At 32.9% G+C, this 18,646-nt stretch carries 9 protein-coding genes; 7 read left to right on the plus strand and 2 right to left on the minus strand.

Features of this window, described 5'->3' with window-relative positions; translation table 11 throughout:
* Positions 1-331 precede the first annotated feature (331 nt).
* The 4 genes from ACP6PK_RS19105 to ACP6PK_RS19120 all read left to right on the plus strand — a co-directional run bounded on the left by ACP6PK_RS19105 (position 332) and on the right by ACP6PK_RS19120 (position 7,026).
* On the plus strand, positions 332-1,585 hold the full coding sequence (locus ACP6PK_RS19105) for a pre-peptidase C-terminal domain-containing protein (protein ID WP_426561750.1): 1,254 nt from the start codon (positions 332-334) through the stop codon (positions 1,583-1,585).
* 381 nt (positions 1,586-1,966) lie between these two features.
* Positions 1,967-3,220, plus strand: coding sequence for an SGNH/GDSL hydrolase family protein (locus tag ACP6PK_RS19110; protein ID WP_426561752.1), 1,254 nt, complete (start codon positions 1,967-1,969; stop codon positions 3,218-3,220).
* Between the two features lie 553 nt (positions 3,221-3,773).
* On the plus strand, positions 3,774-5,117 hold the full coding sequence (locus ACP6PK_RS19115; protein ID WP_426561754.1) for a hypothetical protein: 1,344 nt from the start codon (positions 3,774-3,776) through the stop codon (positions 5,115-5,117).
* Positions 5,118-5,619: 502 nt separating this feature from the next.
* Positions 5,620-7,026: a hypothetical protein gene (locus tag ACP6PK_RS19120; protein WP_426561756.1), complete on the plus strand. Its 1,407-nt coding sequence runs from the start codon at positions 5,620-5,622 to the stop codon at positions 7,024-7,026.
* A gap of 422 nt (positions 7,027-7,448) precedes the next feature.
* Here ACP6PK_RS19120 and ACP6PK_RS19125 read toward each other — a convergent pair whose 3' ends face one another.
* Positions 7,449-8,513, minus strand: coding sequence for a hypothetical protein (locus tag ACP6PK_RS19125; protein ID WP_426561758.1), 1,065 nt, complete (start codon positions 8,511-8,513; stop codon positions 7,449-7,451).
* An 801-nt stretch (positions 8,514-9,314) separates the two neighbouring features.
* On the opposite strand from ACP6PK_RS19125, the gene ACP6PK_RS19130 reads away from it, so the two are divergent.
* Positions 9,315-11,141 (plus strand): hypothetical protein, encoded by a 1,827-nt coding sequence (locus tag ACP6PK_RS19130; RefSeq protein WP_426561760.1) that lies wholly within the window; start codon positions 9,315-9,317, stop codon positions 11,139-11,141.
* A 1,016-nt stretch (positions 11,142-12,157) separates the two neighbouring features.
* Here ACP6PK_RS19130 and ACP6PK_RS19135 read toward each other — a convergent pair.
* Positions 12,158-13,363, minus strand: coding sequence for an alginate O-acetyltransferase AlgX-related protein (locus ACP6PK_RS19135; protein WP_426561762.1), 1,206 nt, complete (start codon positions 13,361-13,363; stop codon positions 12,158-12,160).
* A gap of 483 nt (positions 13,364-13,846) precedes the next feature.
* Here ACP6PK_RS19135 and mfd point away from each other — a divergent pair, with 483 nt between their 5' ends.
* A complete protein-coding gene (gene mfd / locus ACP6PK_RS19140) occupies positions 13,847-17,287 on the plus strand; it encodes a transcription-repair coupling factor (RefSeq protein ID WP_426561764.1) in 3,441 nt (1,146 codons plus the stop codon).
* A gap of 649 nt (positions 17,288-17,936) precedes the next feature.
* A complete protein-coding gene (locus ACP6PK_RS19145; RefSeq protein WP_426561766.1) occupies positions 17,937-18,548 on the plus strand; it encodes a hypothetical protein in 612 nt (203 codons plus the stop codon).
* Positions 18,549-18,646: the final 98 nt, after the last annotated feature.

An 18,646-nucleotide genomic window follows, 5' to 3' on the forward strand; every position in this document is an offset into this window, starting at 1 on the left:
AGTTATTAGTTATCAGTTATTAGTTATCAGTTATCAGTTATTAGTTATCAGTTATCAGTTATTAGTTATCAGTTATTAGTTATTAGTTATTAGTACCTCCCACTAAAGCACCAGGATTGAAATACTGACATTGGATTTTTTTCATCCCTTTAAAAGGGGGAGGCTTTATACCTCCGAATTTGGTAAGGGAGTATTTTTCAATGGTAGTAGTTTTAAACAGTTATTGAAGTTAATTAATTTAGTGAAGTTAGTTAAGTTAGTTAAGTTAGCTATCAACTTAGTATAGGGCTTCTAATATTAATGAAATAAGTATATTAATGCGGTAAAAACAATGAGTGGTTTTAGACGAGTTGGTAACATCTTATTCAGCGATGGAACAGAACAGATATTAATACCATCATCAGAAATTGAATCTAATCAACCTTTAAGAGTAACAGTATTTCCTATTAGTTATAATCCAGATGAAAGTGTTAATTTAGATGCTGAATTAATATTAGATGGAAATGCACCAGATTTACCACTTTTTAGCGACTTTGGTGGTTTAGGAGAAGCGGAACAAATTGTTTACGAGCCGTTAGTATCGAATATAGATTATACAACTTCCGTGACAAGCGTTAATGGAACTACTGGGTTTTATTTGTTAGAAGTTAGTTCAGAAGATAGTAGTAATGACTTTTCTAATACTGCAGTTTCTATAGGTAATGTGTTTGATAATCCATCAATTAATGGTTTTGTTGGTAATAGCGATCCAGATGATTGGTTTAACTTTCAAGTATCAAGTAATAGTCAAGTTAGAGTCACATTAGACGCTATCCAAGACGATGCTCAATTAGAGCTATATGACAGAGGTTTAAATCTAATAAACTCGGCATCAGCGACAGTAACAAATAACGGATTAATTACTCAAAATCTTGCTACAGGAAATTATTTGCTCAGAGTAACACCTGCTGATACCAGTGTGAGTATTCCTGATGGAGGACAAGCATCTACAGAATATACATTGGCTGTCCAGGAAATTAGTGGTAATTTTGGAGGTGGTAATTTTGGAGGTGGTAATTTTGGAGGTGGTAATTTTGGAGGTGGTAATTTTGGAGGAAGTTCTCAAGATGTATTGCGCTTCTGGGACTTTACCTTACAATCACATATTTTTACAGCTAATCAATTTGAAATAGATGATTTAACAGGTGAACCTACCTTTTTCCGGGAGGAAGGTAACGAGTTTGATGTTCCAGTCAATCAGGGCGATCCTGTATTTCGCTACCTTAATACCGCTACAGGCAGTGATTTTTTATCATTTGAGGTGGGAATAGAAGATTTTCTCCCGCAATTTGTCAATACAGGTATAGCGTTTAATGCTTATAAACCAGTAGGTACAACAGAGATTAGGCCAGCAGATGCGCCTGCTAATGCAATACCTGTTTACCGACTGGCCAATTTGGATGCCGAACAAGTAGATCCTTTGAATATTACTCACTTTTATACTTCTGATCCAAATAATAGACAGCTAGTGCTTGATACCCTCAACTATCGAGATGAGTTTGTTGGTTTCTGGGCACTTCCTGCAAGTACGGATGGTTTTGTTTAGGTGAAGTAGGAAAGTGTGGGGAGTGTGGGAAGTGTGGGGAGTGTGGGGAGTGTGGGGAGTGTGGGGAGTGTGGGGAGTGTGGGAGATTAATTATAGCCCTACAGATTAAGGTTAGGAGATTTTTAAATCCCGAAACCCTTTCCCTAATTCCCTATTCCCTATTCCCTAGCACTACGCGCTATAACTATTGTTGAGCATTTGTAGGGGGTTTGGTTTCCAAACCCCATTTTTGTTTGTGTTGGGAGACTAAACTTCTAGGATAAAAAATTAAGAAAATTTCCAGAATTGTTTCAATTTTCGGCTAGTATATATAATTTGGTTTAAAAACAAACTGAGTTCCGAATATTAAAAATAATCTCTTGCTTAACTAACCTTTATAGAATGAAAAAACTAAAAAATTTAGCTATCAATTTAGGACTAACAGTAAGTACATTAATATTTAGTATTGCCGTAGGTGAAATAGGTTTAAGAATAGCAAAAATAGAAACTCCACCACCACCAAGAGAAGACTCTAATAAAGAACTTTTATACACAACAAAAGACCCCTATCGAGGTTGGGCAGGAAATCCTAACGGCAAATCATTTTGGACTGGAGAGGGAATACCTTCTGAAATAAAAATGAATAGTGGAGGATTTAGGGATTATGAACGGAGTAAAAGTAAACCAGAAAATGGATTGAGAATTGCTTTATTGGGAGATTCTTTTACAGAAGCAATTCATGTCAAATTAGAAGATACTTATGGTGCAATAATAGAGCAAAAATTACAACAATGTCCTGTATTAAAAGACCGGAAAGTTGAGGTAATGAATTTTGGCGTACAAGGTTATGGAACAGCTCAAGAATTAATGACTTTAAGACATCATGTTTGGGATTATTCACCAGATTTAGTCATGTTAGTTTTTTATTCTGGTAACGACCTGCGTAATAATTCTCGTACTTTAGAACATGACCATTTACGCCCCTATTTTATTTATCAAGATGGTCAACTTGTAGCAGATATGTCATTCCGAGATTTGAAATTTTGGCAGAGAGACCGTTATAATTTTTCCCTAGTAGATTCCTTGCCATTTTGGTTAGTACAAAATTCGAGAATTTTACAGCTAATTAGAAAGGTTGATATTAATACTAAACGTCGTCAGTTTGAAAAAGATTATAGTGAAATTAATCTTGCTTTTTACAAGGAACCAAAACCCAATTCTGACTGGGAAGAAACTTGGGAATTAACAGAAGATTTAATTAAACTAATGAGAGATGAAGTAGATGAGAAAGGAGCAGAATTTATGCTAATAACAGCCAGTGATGCTTATCAGGTTTTACCCGATACTCAAAAGCGTGATGGATTTAGAAAATCTTTGAATGTGCCAAATTTATTCTATCCAGATATTAGATTAAAAAATTTTGGTAAGGAGGAAAATATACCAGTATATAATTTAGCCGGACCTATTTGGGATAAAGCAAAAAAAACAGGTAAATGTTTGCATGGTTTTGATAATGCAGTTCCTTGTGGAGGTCATTGGAATATAGAAGGTCATAAATTGGTAGGAGAAATAATGGCAAATTATCTGTGTGACCGATATACTAATCAACTCAGCAAAGAAGGTGAAAAGGAAAAACGTTCAAGAATTAAGAATTAAGAATTAAGAATTTAGAATTACCTCTCCTTAAAAAGAAAAGGATTGACGAACAGGAAAATTTTTATTTATTATCCCCTTAAAAGGGGAGGCTTTAAACCACAATATTTCGGTAAATTTATTTATGGCACTTGTTAAAAGCTTTAGACTTAGGTACTTTTTGTATCAATAGATATTGTAGACTTTTATATAAAAGGTTAACTGATCAAAGGGAAAATCTAATAAGCATTCAGCTATTAGCCGTCAACTCTTGTACAAACCCTATCTAAACCTTAAAAAGGCTTTAAATAAATATAACATTTAAACTCGGCTTTGATAGTAAGATTCAATTTATCTTAACTAATAAAGCTTTTTTATCAAACTAAAATAAATAGCTGACTGCTGAATGCTTACAAAATATAAGAAAGAAAAAACTGTATCTTAATAAATAAGCCAAACTCTATCTTTTAGAGTTTTATGGGAAAGTAAAATTTTCACATTTGATTCCTAATTGCTACATTTTTTTGGTGACAATGAACCAAGTTATTGACAGGGTAAAGCAAACTTTAGTAATACTATGAAAAATTTAAAATGGTTCCAGAGAATTAGAACAGGATTCAGTCTACTTACTATTAATTTATTTTTAGCATTTATTGGTTTAGAAGTTGTATCACTAGGATTTTATTATGCTGAGGAAAATCAACTATTTTATACTAGAAAAAATACTACTTCCAAAGTACGAGAAGAGTTGGAAAAAGGAGGCACTAGACTTGGAACTGATTTAAATAATCAGTCAATATTAGAGAGAATTCATCCGTTTTTTGGCTATGTACTTAAAGGAGGTTCCTTTACTAATGAAGAATCTGGAATTATGGTTAATAATTATGGTCTTATATCTGAGTACAATTACCCTTTTACTAAAACAAATAAAAATCAGTTTATTATTGGTGTATTTGGTGGTTCAGTAGCTAATAATTTTGCTGTAAATATTCGCGTTAATCAATCTAGAGGAAATCAAGAATTTATCAACAGCTTAAAAAGCATACCAGAGTTAGCAGATAAAGAAATCATTATCCTCTGTTTTGCTGGCGGGGGTTATAAACAACCACAACAACTATTGATGTTAAATTATTTTCTTTCCATTGGTCAAGAATTTGACATGGTAATTAATATTGATGGTTTTAATGAAGTAGCACTTTCTCACCAAAATAATCAACAACAAATAGAACTTTACTTACCAAGTATTCAGCATATTTTACCCTTAACTAGATTAGCTAGTGATGATTTATCTGTAATGAAAGCAATAGTCGAAATTAGTAAACTGAAAAATAATTTATCAACTGCTATTAATAAATTGGAAAGTTGTAAATTAGCATTGTGCCATGGTTTAAGAAGTTTACAACTAAAAGGATTACTAGACAGCTATCAAAAAGAAATTATTAAATACGATGAAAAAGTCGCCAGAAATTCTAGCAACATTGATGGTAGTAACAGTTTAGTTTATTTGAATAAAATGCCAGAAGTATTAGAAGATGAAATTGCGTTTGAGAAAATTGGCAAAAATTGGTATGAATCATCTCTAGCAATGAGTCAAATTCTTGCCGAAAGAAATATATTGTATTTTCACTTTATTCAACCAAATCAATATTATCCTACAGAAAGAGTTTATAGTCCAGAAGAAAAAGTTTTTATTATCGAAGGTCATCCTTATTCTATAGGTGTTAGAAAAGGTTATCCACTATTACTTTCTAAAATTAATACCTTAAAAGAAGCTAAGGTTAATATTTTTAATGGTGCGAATATTTTTGATCAGGAAAAAGAAATAGTTTATCGAGATGCTTGTTGCCATTATAATTTTTTGGGAGACACAATTTTAGAAAATTATATTGCTAATTCTATTAAAAGTGTTATGGAAAAGTAAAGATGGAGAATCATTTAGGTAAAGAAAATAAATGGGTGAGTACATAGAGAAGGTAGATGATAAAATGTGACTATAATCATTTAGAGTTTCTCTGAGTAAAAATTTATCCACTCTCGGAAAAATACAGAGAAAATTTGAGAAAGCTAGCGAGAATATTGGATTAAAATTGTAATTATTAAATCAATAAAATTCAGGAAAAAATGGAGAAGGTAAACAAAAAAATATTCCAGTATATACTTTAGGTAAACCATGAGAACATGAAGCATAAAAAATAGGAATGTTTTTAAGGAGTAGCTTGCATTAAGCGAAATTACTAAGTAGGTGTACAAAATTAATTACACATAGTCTAGAGCTGAAAAACTTGTATTGTAAAAATCACATAAAAAAAATTAGGTAATTAATTTTGCCTCGGCACTTATTATTCATTATCAATCTAAAATATCCAGTATTTCTGCTGGAGCAAAACCGCAAAAATATCTAAATTACTTTCTATAAAATTGCCATGAAAAAATTGATGATTTTGAAAAATTCTCAAGAACTATGGAAAATCATATTGATTAACATAATTTTATTATTTGTATTTTTAGAGTTAGGTTCTCTCGGTTGGTATTTTTTTAGATATAAACAATTTTTCTACACCAGAGAAAAAGTAACGGAAAATCATCAAGGAGAAGAACTAGAAAATCAAAAAGAAAATGAAAATGAAAATGAAAATATTAATACCAATACAAATCCAATGGGAATAAACTTAGCAGGAATTAGATTAGAAGACTCTATAATAGAAAGATTGCACCCTTACTTTGGCTATGTGCAAAAACCAGGACCTGATTTTAGAGAAGGTTTTAAATATAATGCTGCTGGTTTTATTTCTCCTTATGATTATCCTTATAAAAAAAAGAATAATAATCAATATATAATTGGAGTTTTCGGTGGTTCGGTTGCCTCAAACTATTCAATATATGAAATTCAAAATCAAATCTTAGAAAAGAAATTAAAACAAATTCCAGAATTTAAAGATAAGGAATTTATTATCTTGTCTTTTGCAACAGGAGGCTATAAACAACCACAACAATTAATACTATTAAACTACTTTCTTTCCATAGGTCAGGAATTTGATATGATCGTCAATATTGATGGATTTAATGAGGTGACAATAGCTAAAGCAAATAATGAAAATGCTGTTGATATTATGATGCCAAGTACCAACCATGTTGTACCCTTAACAAACATAGCAAATAATAGTCTCTCTACAAAATCTATTCAAGCTATGTTGAAAATTAATGATAGTAAAGATAAATTGAAAGATGCTTTAGAAACTTTAGAAAAATGTCAAGTAGCTTATTGTTATGCTCTGACATCAATCTATGTACAAAATTTAGCAACAACCTATCGCAAAAATGTCAAAATTTTTGATAAGGAAAGGAAAAAAGCAGCTCAACAAGCAGCAGGTGAAACAGAAGCTAGTATTGTTTATTTCTATGCACAAAATCCAGAACTAGAAGAATCAGAATTATATGATAAAATGGCAGAAAATTGGCAAAAAACATCAATAATGATGCAACAGATAGCTGCTAATAATAACATTTTATATTTTCATGTTCTACAACCTAATCAATATTATCCAACTAACAAAGTTTACAGTGAAGCAGAAAAGAAAATTGCTTTTGATTCTGATAGTCCTTTTAGAGAAGCAACAGAATTAGGATATCCTATACTTTTAAGTAAAATAGATAATTTAAAACAGAATGGTGTGAATTTTTTCAATGGTGTAAAAATTTTAGATGATGCCCAAGAAATAGTTTATATAGATAGCTGTTGTCACTATACTCAAACTGGAGAAAATATTTTGTCAGAATTTATAGCTAATTCAATTTTTACTAAACTTAAGGAAGAAGGAAGAAGTCAATAATTGATAATTGATAATTGATAATTGATAATTAATAATTGATAATTACCTCTAGCTAAAAGGAAGAAGATTGAATAAAAGGAAAATTTTTTCTTGTTTCTCCTTTCAAGGAGAGGCTTTAAACCTTAATTATTCGGCCAGAAGGAAGAAGGAGTAAATATTAAAAAAAAAAGGAAAGTGATAAGTGCATAAGCAAAATTAATTACACAATTAATTACACATTTTGCTGACTCTTTATTGCTTATTACCAAAAAATGAGGTCAAAAGCCTCCCATTTTAAGGGGATGAAAAAGATATTTAACTCATTATTTCAAGCCTTCGACTAAACTGGGAGCTTCACTGATAAGTGATAACTGATAACTGATAACTGAAATAACCTCTCTCAACTAGGAAATTCCTAAAAGCACAACTACTTATATTGAAAATTAGGGAAAAAATTTCTGAGAGAGATACTTATCTATGACTTCCGCAGCTAATCTATTACCAGCAATATTCCAATGAATATCATTTGGTTTGTAGAGAGCAGTTTCGGAACCAGCAAAAACAAATTCTTCCACAATATCAAGATGATAAATATTATGTTTATCCAGTTCTTGAGATAATAATTTATTAGGCTGTCGGAAGTCAAATTGTTCTGGAGAAAAATTGTAACTAGCAATTACTTTTTCTCTTAATTGTTGAATGACTTGTACCTCATCAGGCATTAAAACTACGACTAAAGTAATATTTCGGCTATCGCAAATTTCTTTAATTTTTAATAAGTCGCCAAAAGCATCCTTAAAATGTTCTGGAAAATCTGTTTTTTCAGGATTTTTGATAAAAATATAACTTCTCTTTTTTGCCTCTTGTAGATGAAAGTCATCCGGTGAGGTAGGTAAGTCTTCTCGATATTCAATACCATGATGATAGAGGTTGCCTTCAAACTTACTATTTACCTTAATTAAAAAATCAAAGAAAGATAAAACGTAAGAATCTTGAACTTTAAGTAACCTCCTATCTTCTTGTGATTTATAGTTATCAGAAAAGTCATTACCAATGTAAAAAGATAGCAAAAGCATATCAGGATTTAACTCTAATCCTTCATTAACAAATAGGGATAAATAATCTTTCGGTCCAATGGCAATTATTCCCATATTGATTAATTCTATAGGTTGCTGAATATCCTGATTAAGTTTAGATTCCAATAGAGTTAAAAAGTTATGTTTATAAGGTACGCCACTATAAGCAAAAGAATCACCTATGCCAATAATTCTATATGTACCTTCTGCTTTTTGTTTAGTAAATTCCACATCTTTAAATCCTCTAGAATTTAACTGAAAACCATAATCTGTAGAAAATGGTTTTCCTCGCCAGCGATTATAAGATGAGGGGTCATAAAACATAAACGAAGGATTGATTTTGTGATAAATTCTGAATGCAATTTCTGTTAAGCCAAATGTTATTAAAGAAATAATTACTGTTTGACGGAGGAGAGAAAAAATATTTTTCATTATTAAGTTTTAGTTTTGTGAAATGAATATTTTTGCTGGATTTAACCAAACTCAGTTTAGATTAATAATCAGTAAGACGTTAATATAACATATAGTAATCCTATTTTATTTGTGTCAAAAATCCTACTGCTTTTTAGGGAACAGCTAACAGGCAACAGGTGGGAATTTCAGTTTTTTTATCTAATTTTTGATTGGTCACGACCTATTTAGGATTGCTATATAATTGTCAGTTATTAGCTTTTTAAGTAGATAGACAGAATTATTTGTAGATATAAATCTTAGATTATCTGTTAACTACCTCTACCATCAGTTCAATTAACTTTGCATGACTTAGTTTTTCTATAGCCATGTTGATATTAGGGTTAGTTGCTGTATTTAATCAACATAAAAATTCTCAGAGGATTGCTATAGTTGACAATCATAAAGTAGATATATATTATGATATTGATTAAATTTTAGCAATTAATTTAGCCAATAAAATTTATCGAATAATTAATAATTAGTAATTATTAATTAAATCATTCAGGTTAAAAGCCTCCCCTTTCAAGGGGAAAAAATAAATTTTTTTCCTTATTTGTCAATCCTTTCCCTAAAAGGGAGAGGTAATTATCCATTATCCATTATCCATTAATGAGCGTATCATTAATATCCTGTTCGGATAATCAGTTATAAATAGAATCATCTTGTAGAAGCAATTGATAAATTGCACCTACTCAACCTCTTGCCCATTACCTATTATTTATAACTATTCAACCGAAAATTATACAAGACAAATTTTTCAAATATAATATACAGAAAAATATGCAAAAAAATAATTATGAATTAAGTTCTAGACTAATTTTATGCATTACTTTATGTCTAGTAATAATTCCAGCTATAGTTTTAGGATTTCTGATTCTTAAATATAGTGTCAATGTGCCAATTCAAGACCAATGGCAAATTTCTGCTATCTTTGAAAAATTTAATCAAGGAACTCTATCTTTTAATGATTTAATAACACAACACAATGAAAGTCGAAAGTTTTTTCCCAGACTAATTTTTCTGACTTTAGCATTTCTGACTAAATGGAATATTAGATATGAAATGTTAGTCACATTTTTGCTAGCCTGCATAGTTTCTATAAATATTTATATCTTAAATAGATTAACAATAGGTGGTTCTCAGATCAAAGGTCTAACTATAGCATTAGTATCTAATATATTTATCTTTTCTGCTGTTCAATATGAAAATTGGTTGTGGGGTATTCAAATAGTTGTTTTTACTCCTATAGTCTGTATTACTACTTGTATATTAATTGCTTATTCAAGACTAAATAATCTAGCCAAAATTCTAATTTGTATGGTCTTATCAATCATTAGCACTTTTTCTTATGCTAATGGTTTATTAGCTTGGGTAATAGTCTTACCAGCGCTAGCTTTAATACAACTAAAATATTGGTCAGATATTAGGAAAAACATAATTTTATATCTACTTTGGATAATTGGATTTCTAGCCAATATAACCTTTTACTTCCACGATTATCAAAAGCCATTATCTCACCCTAGTCCATTAGAAGCACTTCAATATCCATATCAAACCTTCCAATATTTTCTAGCATTTTTAGGTAGTTCTCTAGGAGTTGGTAGTAGTATACAGCCACTCAATAACTCAATTGTTATTGGAGCAGTAATTATTACTCTATTTATTGGTTTCTGTTCTTATGTCATAAGGCATATTAAAGACTATGAATTGCGACATAAAACTATTGGTTGGATTATGCTTGGTTTTTATGCAGTTATTAGTGCCTTAGTGACATCTGCTGGTAGAGTAACACTTGGTATAGATCAAGCTCTTTCATCAAGATATACAACATTTTCAACCTACATAATTATCTCCATAATTCATTTAATGATAGTTGTGGGAGAAGATGCTATTAAAAAAGAATATTTTTTAATTAATAGAAACTTATTCTCGAAGATTATTTGTTGGTTTCTCGGCATAATAACTGTTCTCCAAATACATAACTTTACCTATAGTGTAGACAAGATGAAGTCATGGAAACAAGATTTTTTGAAATATAAAGGCTGTTTACTACTAATTGATTTTACTCACGATAATTGTCAAAATCTAATTGACCCTTACTATTTTGAATATATAAAAGAACGGGCGAATTACTTAACAGAAATAGGTTTTTTAGAGCCTGGCTTAATCGCAACTAATCGGATTCCAGATTTAGTAGATATGAGTAATAGTAGAGAAGTAGAAGGTAATTTTGAGAAGCTAGAATTTATTGGGGGTAATAATTTATTAGCGACTGGCTGGGCAATATTTACTGATACAAATTTACCTGTAGATGCAATAGTTCTCAGTTATGATAATTGGCAAGGCGAACCTATTGTTTCTGCTGTGGCAGATATGACAATGCCAAGACCTTATCTTGTGAAAGAATTTAAGAGTCAAAAATACTTTAAATCAGGATGGCAAAAAGTATTATCTACTCATATGTTTCCCCAAGGAAATATTCAGGTAAAGGCTTGGGCATTAGATACAAATACAACCAAATTTTATCAAATTCCTGGTACTTATTTAGTTAATAAGAATGGTGAAAATATTACTGTCTTGTTTCGGAATCAACCAACCTTGAATTAGATTAGTAGTTCAATAATTGATAATTGATAATGGATAATTGATAATTACCTCTCCCTCAAAAGAAGAGGATTGAATAAAAGGAAAATTTTTTCTTGTTTCTCCTTTAAAGGAGAAGCTTTAAACCTTAATTATTCGGTAAGCATTTTCTGGGGAATGCTGCGCAAACAGCTATTAGCAGTCAGCTATTCCTGCGGAATGCTGCGCAAACAGCAATGAAAATGTATGTGATTTGATAAACTATTAAGGTTGACTAATTGACTTTTACCGGGTAATTAATAATTAAACAATTAAATAATTAGACCATTTAGGTTTAAAGCCTCCCCTTTCAAGAGGAAAAAAATAAATCTTTTCCTTATTCGTCAATCCTCTCCCTAAAAGGGAGAGGTAATTATCAATTATCAATTAATGAATCATACTTTTAATTCTTTTAAATCTCTCAATTACTTTTTCCTCGATTATAAAGTAATAAAGCTGTTAACTAAGTTCCTTCGCAGGAGAATAACTAATAGCTGAATGCTGAATGCTTACGTTAGTAGTTATTTTTTGAAGTTATTATATTTTCAGAGTTAATTTGAGTAGGGGGTTTGCTTCTCGAATCCCTACTACATTAATTAGTGTTTGCTAAAAAAGTATTTTTTAAGGAGTACGGCAGCGGAGAATAATTTTTTTGCTGAACTGTTGCCCAAAATGCTAACTTTTTGAGCATAAAGAGCTGAAAAATAGTTAGGGCTTGCTGATTAAATCTAAAACCATTGACAGGAAATAAGGTGCCTTTTTAGGTCTGGAAAAAGTACAATTTTTTCGTTGTATGTATCTCAAACACCTAGGATTTTAAGTTGACTCATAGCTGAAAAATAAAGGGATACTTCTTCCTCCTGTCTCGTCGCTAATTCCTCATTCATCCTGACTCCTACCCTCACCCATAAGACTTTTTCAGCAAACTCTAGTTACTTTTTCCAGACCTAAAAATACTGAAAACTTTATATGTAAATTATTTGATATTTAATCAGCCAGCCCTAATTATCTCTAAAAAAATCATCTATATCTTTTACTAAATAATCGAACAAAATATCGGCAGCTAATAAATTTCCAGCACTATTCCAATGGGGTTCCCTCAGTAAGTATAAAGGACGATTATTTTGTTCGATTTTAAATCTATCTAACATATTTATATAAGGAATACCATTAGCTGCTAAAAATTTAGTCAAAATTTCTTGCTGACAAGTCAAATTATAAGACTCTCGTTTTAAATCGTCGTACTCGGCAAAAATTTCATTTAGTAACTCATCATTAACTTGATATTCGTCAGGATAAATAGCAACTACAAATTCAATATTCCGAGATTTTAGTAATTGTTGCATCTCTAAAATACTCTGAAAAATATAGTTGATATTTTTATCCCGCTTACCCTCAAGTAAATCTTTAATCTTACAAAACTTGAGCCGACTTTTTTCTACCCTTAGAAAAGCTTTCTGAGATAAAATTCCTGGAGATTTTTCCCTTTCAATAATTGGAGATGAGGCTAAATTTAAACTAGCAACTAGAGAACTACTTGGCAACTTAGCAGAATCATGTTTAGCCTTTTGTAATTCTTGGTAAACTTTATATTTTTGCTGTAAAAACATTAGTAATCTAGACTTACCAATAATTGGATAACCAAAAAGAATTAACTCGTCTTTTTTATCTATATCTATATATATGCCATTGACAATAATTCGTTTCCTTTCTGGGTCGGCATCCCGAAAATCATTACCAGCAAAAAAGCCTAAAACTACTAAGTCTGGATTATATTTTAATCCGTACTTTTTCAACATTGCTAATTGTTCCCCAGTATGAGTTCCGGGATAGCCAACATTAATCACTTCTACCTGATTTTGACCATAAAAATTATCAAACTTTTTCTCTAATAAAGCTGTATAATTTCCCTCTTTTCCACCCGCCCAATTAAAAGAGTCACTCACAATCAGCAGACGAAATTTATTAGGATCTTTTTCTAAAGAATAATCTTGGTCATTGAAGCCAAACTGATTATTACCATTAATATCAGGTCTCACCCGAAAACCTAAATCTGGGTCATATTGATACAGACCTTTAAATAGGTATGGTTCAAAAATAATCATCAAAATTTCTACCAATAATAGAGGTATAATTATCCAGGTAAATGTTAAGAATAAAAAGGTTTTGATTTGTTGGGATTTAATAAATTGGAAATAATTCCTCATAGAATGACAATTAAGTTATGAATCTGGGATAATATATAGCAAGAGTAAATGATTGGTGAAAAAAAATATTGCAACCTATTTAGGTTTGCTATAACATACTCAGAAAAATTACTAAAAATCTCAAGTCTTTATCTTTAAAGGTTTGAGATTTAATCAGCAAGTCCTAAGTAGAAATGGAGTTTGGAGACCAAACCCCTACGATAAAATATTACAGCCTATGATAGAAATGGGGCTTAGAGACCAAACCCCTATGATAAAATATTACCGGAAAATTAAGCGTATAAAGCCTCTCCATTCATGGAGAAAAAAGAACAAAATTCCTTTTAGCCAATCCTCTTCTTTATAAGAAAAGGTAATTATTAATTATTAATTATTAATTATTGAAAACCTATTTAGTGTTGCTATAACATACTAATAAAAATTACTGAAACTGGATCAAAGTTTCTCTATTTGCCTACTGATAACTGATAACTGATAACTGAAATGACACTATCATCTATTATTAAACTACTTGGTCGATCGCCTCTGACAACCGAACTCCTAAATAAACTCCAACAATACCAATGTCTACAACTAAACGGCGCTCCCCGTTTACCCAAAGGTTTAGTCGCATCTACCCTCGCCCAACAACAAGAGCAAAATTTATTCATTGTCACTGCAACATTAGAAGAGGCGGGGCGGTGGGCAGCACAATTAGAAGCAATAGGATGGCCAACAGTTCACTTTTACCCAACTTCCGAAGCATCCCCTTACGAACCCTCCTACTCAGAAGAAATGATTTGGGGACAAATGCAGGTATTAGCAGACTTGGTGAGTGAGAATGCCCCAGAAAATGTAACTAGCAACGGTAACAGTAGCAATAAAGCAAAAATGGCCGTGGTGGCAACAGAGCGATCGCTCCAACCCCACCTACCTACAGTTAAAAATTTTCAACCCTACTGCCTAACCCTCATCCCTGGCATTACCAGTAACTCCAAAATCTTCGATGAAAAACTCGCCCAAATGGGATACGAACGAGTAGCATTAGTTGAAACCGAAGGTCAGTGGAGTCGCCGGGGAGATATTATAGATATATTTCCCGTCGCCTCAGAATTACCAGTACGCCTAGAATGGTTTGGAGACGAACTAGAAAAAATTCGGGAATTCGACCCTTCCACCCAACGTTCCCTTGACAAAATTCCCCAAATAGTCTTAACACCTAGAGATTTTAGTCAGTGGGGGTTAGGAAATTTAGAGTCAATAACCGACTCAACATTTGCTTCTGTATTAGACTACTTGCCAGAAAATACTCTCATTGCCATAGACGAACCAGATCAATGTGCTGCTCATGGCGATCGCTGGTTTGAACTGGTAGAAGAAAATTGGCAACAACTCAACACCTCGACAAAATTACCAAAAATTCATCGTACCTTTGCCGACTCTCTCACAGAAGTCGAATTTTTTCCCAGACTATATTTATCCGAACTTACCAAAGAAACCAAGAGCGAAATTACCGCCGACCTTCCCTATACCCTCAACCTTGCCAGTCGCCCCTTACCAGTAATGCCACATCAATACGCGAAACTGGCAGAAAATTTGCGTCAGGAAAGGGAACGTAAACATTCCGTTTTCCTGATTTCCGCTCAACCGTCGCGCTCAGTTTCTCTACTCCAGGAACACGACTGCCCCGCCCAGTTTATTCCCAACCCCCGCGACTACCCCGCCATTGACAGACTGCAAACCCAATATACTCCCGTCGCTCTCAAATATAGTGGTTTAGCAGAATTAGAAGGATTTATTTTGCCTACATTCCGGTTAGCACTAATCACCGATAGAGAATTTTACGGGCAACACACCCTCGCCACTCCCACCTATATTCGCAAACGTCGTCAAGCTGCTTCCAAACAAGTAGACCCCAACAAACTGCAACCAGGAGATTATGTAGTTCACCGCCAACATGGTATTGGTAAGTTTGTAAAATTAGAAAGTCTGACTCTAAATAATGAAACCCGTGATTATTTAGCAATTCAATATGCTGACGGTTTGCTCAGAGTTGCCGCCGACCAACTTGGTTCCCTGTCACGCTTAAGAAGCACCGATAAGAAAAAACCCCAACTCAATAAACTGACTGGCAAAACTTGGGAAAGTACCAAAAATAAAGTCCGTAAGTCAATCAAAAAATTAGCCGTTGACTTGCTGAAACTGTATGCTCAACGCGCTGAAAAAACAGGTTACAGTTTTCCTATTGACACCCCGTGGCAAGAAGAAATGGAAGATTCGTTTCCCTACCAACCCACCCCCGATCAGTTGAAAGCAACCCAAGATGTGAAAAGGGATATGGAAAGTGAACGAGCAATGGATCGTCTGGTTTGCGGTGATGTTGGTTTCGGCAAAACAGAAGTCGCCATCCGAGCAATTTTTAAAGCAGTCACCGCCAACAAACAAGTAGCATTTCTCGCACCGACAACAGTTTTAACCCAACAACATTATCACACTCTCAAAGAACGTTTTGCTCCCTACCCCATAGAAATAGGTTTACTCAACCGCTTCCGTACTGCTAATGAAAAGAAAGAAATTCAACGGCGGTTAGCAACAGGGGAATTAGATATTATTGTCGGTACTCACTCTATTTTAAGTAAGACGATCCAGTTTCGGGAGTTGGGGTTGTTGGTGGTGGATGAGGAACAACGGTTTGGTGTTAACCAGAAGGAAAAAATTAAGGCGCTCAAAGCTCAGGTAGATGTGCTGACACTTACCGCTACTCCAATTCCCAGAACATTATATATGGCACTTTCAGGGATTCGCGAAATGAGTTTGATTACTACACCACCCCCTTTGCGTCGCCCGATCAAAACTCATCTAGCACCCTACGATCTGGAAACTGCTCGCACTGCAATTCGCCAAGAATTAAATCGTGGAGGTCAGGTATTTTATGTAGTGCCACGCATTGAAGGTATTGAAGAATTAGCAGGAAAATTGCGAGAAATGATTCCCGGAGCCAGAATTAATATCGGTCACGGGCAAATGGATGCAGCAGAGTTGGAGTCAATTATGTTGACATTTAGTGCGGGGGAAGCTGACATTTTAGTTTGTACGACAATTATTGAATCTGGTTTAGATATTCCCCGCGTCAACACTATATTAATAGAAGATGCTCAAAAGTTTGGGTTGTCCCAGTTGTATCAGTTACGGGGAAGGGTTGGTCGTGCGGGAGTGCAAGCTCATGCTTGGTTATTTTATCCGACTACTGCTTCTGGTGGAGCAGCGCTGACAGATGAGGCGCAAAAACGGTTGCGGGCAATTAAGGAATTTACTCAATTAGGGTCTGGGTATCAGTTGGCAATGCGAGATTTGGAGATTCGGGGAGCGGGGGATATTTTGGGAGCAGAGCAGTCTGGTCAGGTGAACACTATCGGATTCGATCTGTATACAGAAATGTTAGAAGAGGCAATTCGGGAAATCAAAGGTCAGGAAATTCCTCAAGTTGATGATACACAAATTGACCTGACTTTGACTGCATTCATTCCCGCAGATTATATTCCAGACTTAGACCAAAAAATGAGTGCTTATCGATCGGTTGCTGTTGCAAATAGTCGGGAAGAATTGAATCAAATAGAAATTGAGTGGAGCGATCGCTACGGTGCAATTCCGAAAGCTGGTTTACAGTTATTAAGGATGATGCAATTAAAACAAATTGCTAAAAAATTAGGGTTTTCTCGGATTAAAGTAGAGGGTAAACAACACGTTGTTTTAGAAACACCAATGGAGGAACCTGCATGGAATTTATTGAAGGAGAAATTACCTGGTCATTTACAATCTCGTTTTGTCTTTAGTAAGGGTAAAGTTACAGTCAGAGGATTAGGTGTTTTAAGTGCAGATAAACAGTTAGAAAGTTTAATAGATTGGTTGAGTAAAATGGAAGGAGCTTTAGTAATTAATAATTGATAATGGATAATTGATAATTAGGGTTTACTGATTAAATATTAAAGTCTTTAGAGGTAAATGTTTTAGTATTTTTAGGTATCAAAAAGTTTAAGCTTTTAGGTTGCTTATGTTCAAAAAGTTAGGATTTTATATCAAATCTGCTGGCTTCGGAGTAATAAGAAACCGGGTTTGTGGGAGGTCAATGTTAGTATTGTAGGGTATTTGATACCAACCCGGTTTCTCTACTTTTTTATACCGATGCTACCGGATTTGATATTAGCTAAATAAGAGCAGAAAAATCAAGATACGAAATATCCGACTACCTCCTCTATAATTTCTATTTATCCTGTACGTCGCCAATCCGACGACTCCCCTACCTGACTGCTGATTCCTAACCTCATCTATAATACTTTTTCAGCAAACCCTCATTAGACATAGTTTTCATTATCCATTATCAATTATCAATTATCAATTATCCATTATCCATTATCCATTAAATTATGACATTTAGTAATTACAAAAATATTGCAGAAGTAATGAAATAATTTCAAATTCAATATATTGAACTACAATAACATTGATAATTATAGATACTTTTTATTATCCATTATCAATTATCCATTATCAATTATCAATTATCAATTATCAATTATCAATTATCCATTAAATCATGCCATTTAGTAATTACAAAAATATTGAAGCAGTCGTCCAAGAATTTCAAATTCAATATATTTATACAAATTTTGTCAATGAAATTAAATTTTCCATAAATCAGAATTTTAGAGAGGAGTTAGATTTTGCAATTTCTAACTTATCTGTATACAGTTCAGAGTATGCTATTTGTGAGAATTTAATCTTTCCAATCTTAAGAGAAGTCTGGAAACCCTATTATGACAAATTAATGCTTTGGAGTCATAGGACTTTAACTTATGATGAAAAGCTTTCAGGACAACCAGATTATATTGTGGCTAAACTCAGTCCTTTAGGCAGAATGATTTTTGGTAAACCCTATTTTTTAGTGGTTGAAGCAAAGCAAGATCAATTTGAAGAAGGATGGGGTCAATGTTTGGCTGAATTGTTAGCTGTACAGAAAATTAATAGCAATTTAGAACAAACAATTTTCGGCATTGTTTCTAATGGTGAAGTTTGGCAATTTGGTAAATTGAAAGGAGATATTTTCACCAGAAATACTGTCAGTTATAACATTGAATCTTTAGACAGATTATTTGCCGTAGTAAATTATGTATTTCAGCAATGTTTATTGCAGTTAGAGAATGATTGAAACGGAGGATTAAATTATGCCATTCAGTAATTACAAAAATATTGCAGCAGTCGCCCAAGAGTTTCAAATTAAGTATATTTCAGCAATTTTTATTGCAG

It is taken from the genome of Dapis hubbardiae BLCC-M172, assembly GCF_050016015.1.
GTDB lineage: Bacteria > Cyanobacteriota > Cyanobacteriia > Cyanobacteriales > Microcoleaceae > Trichodesmium.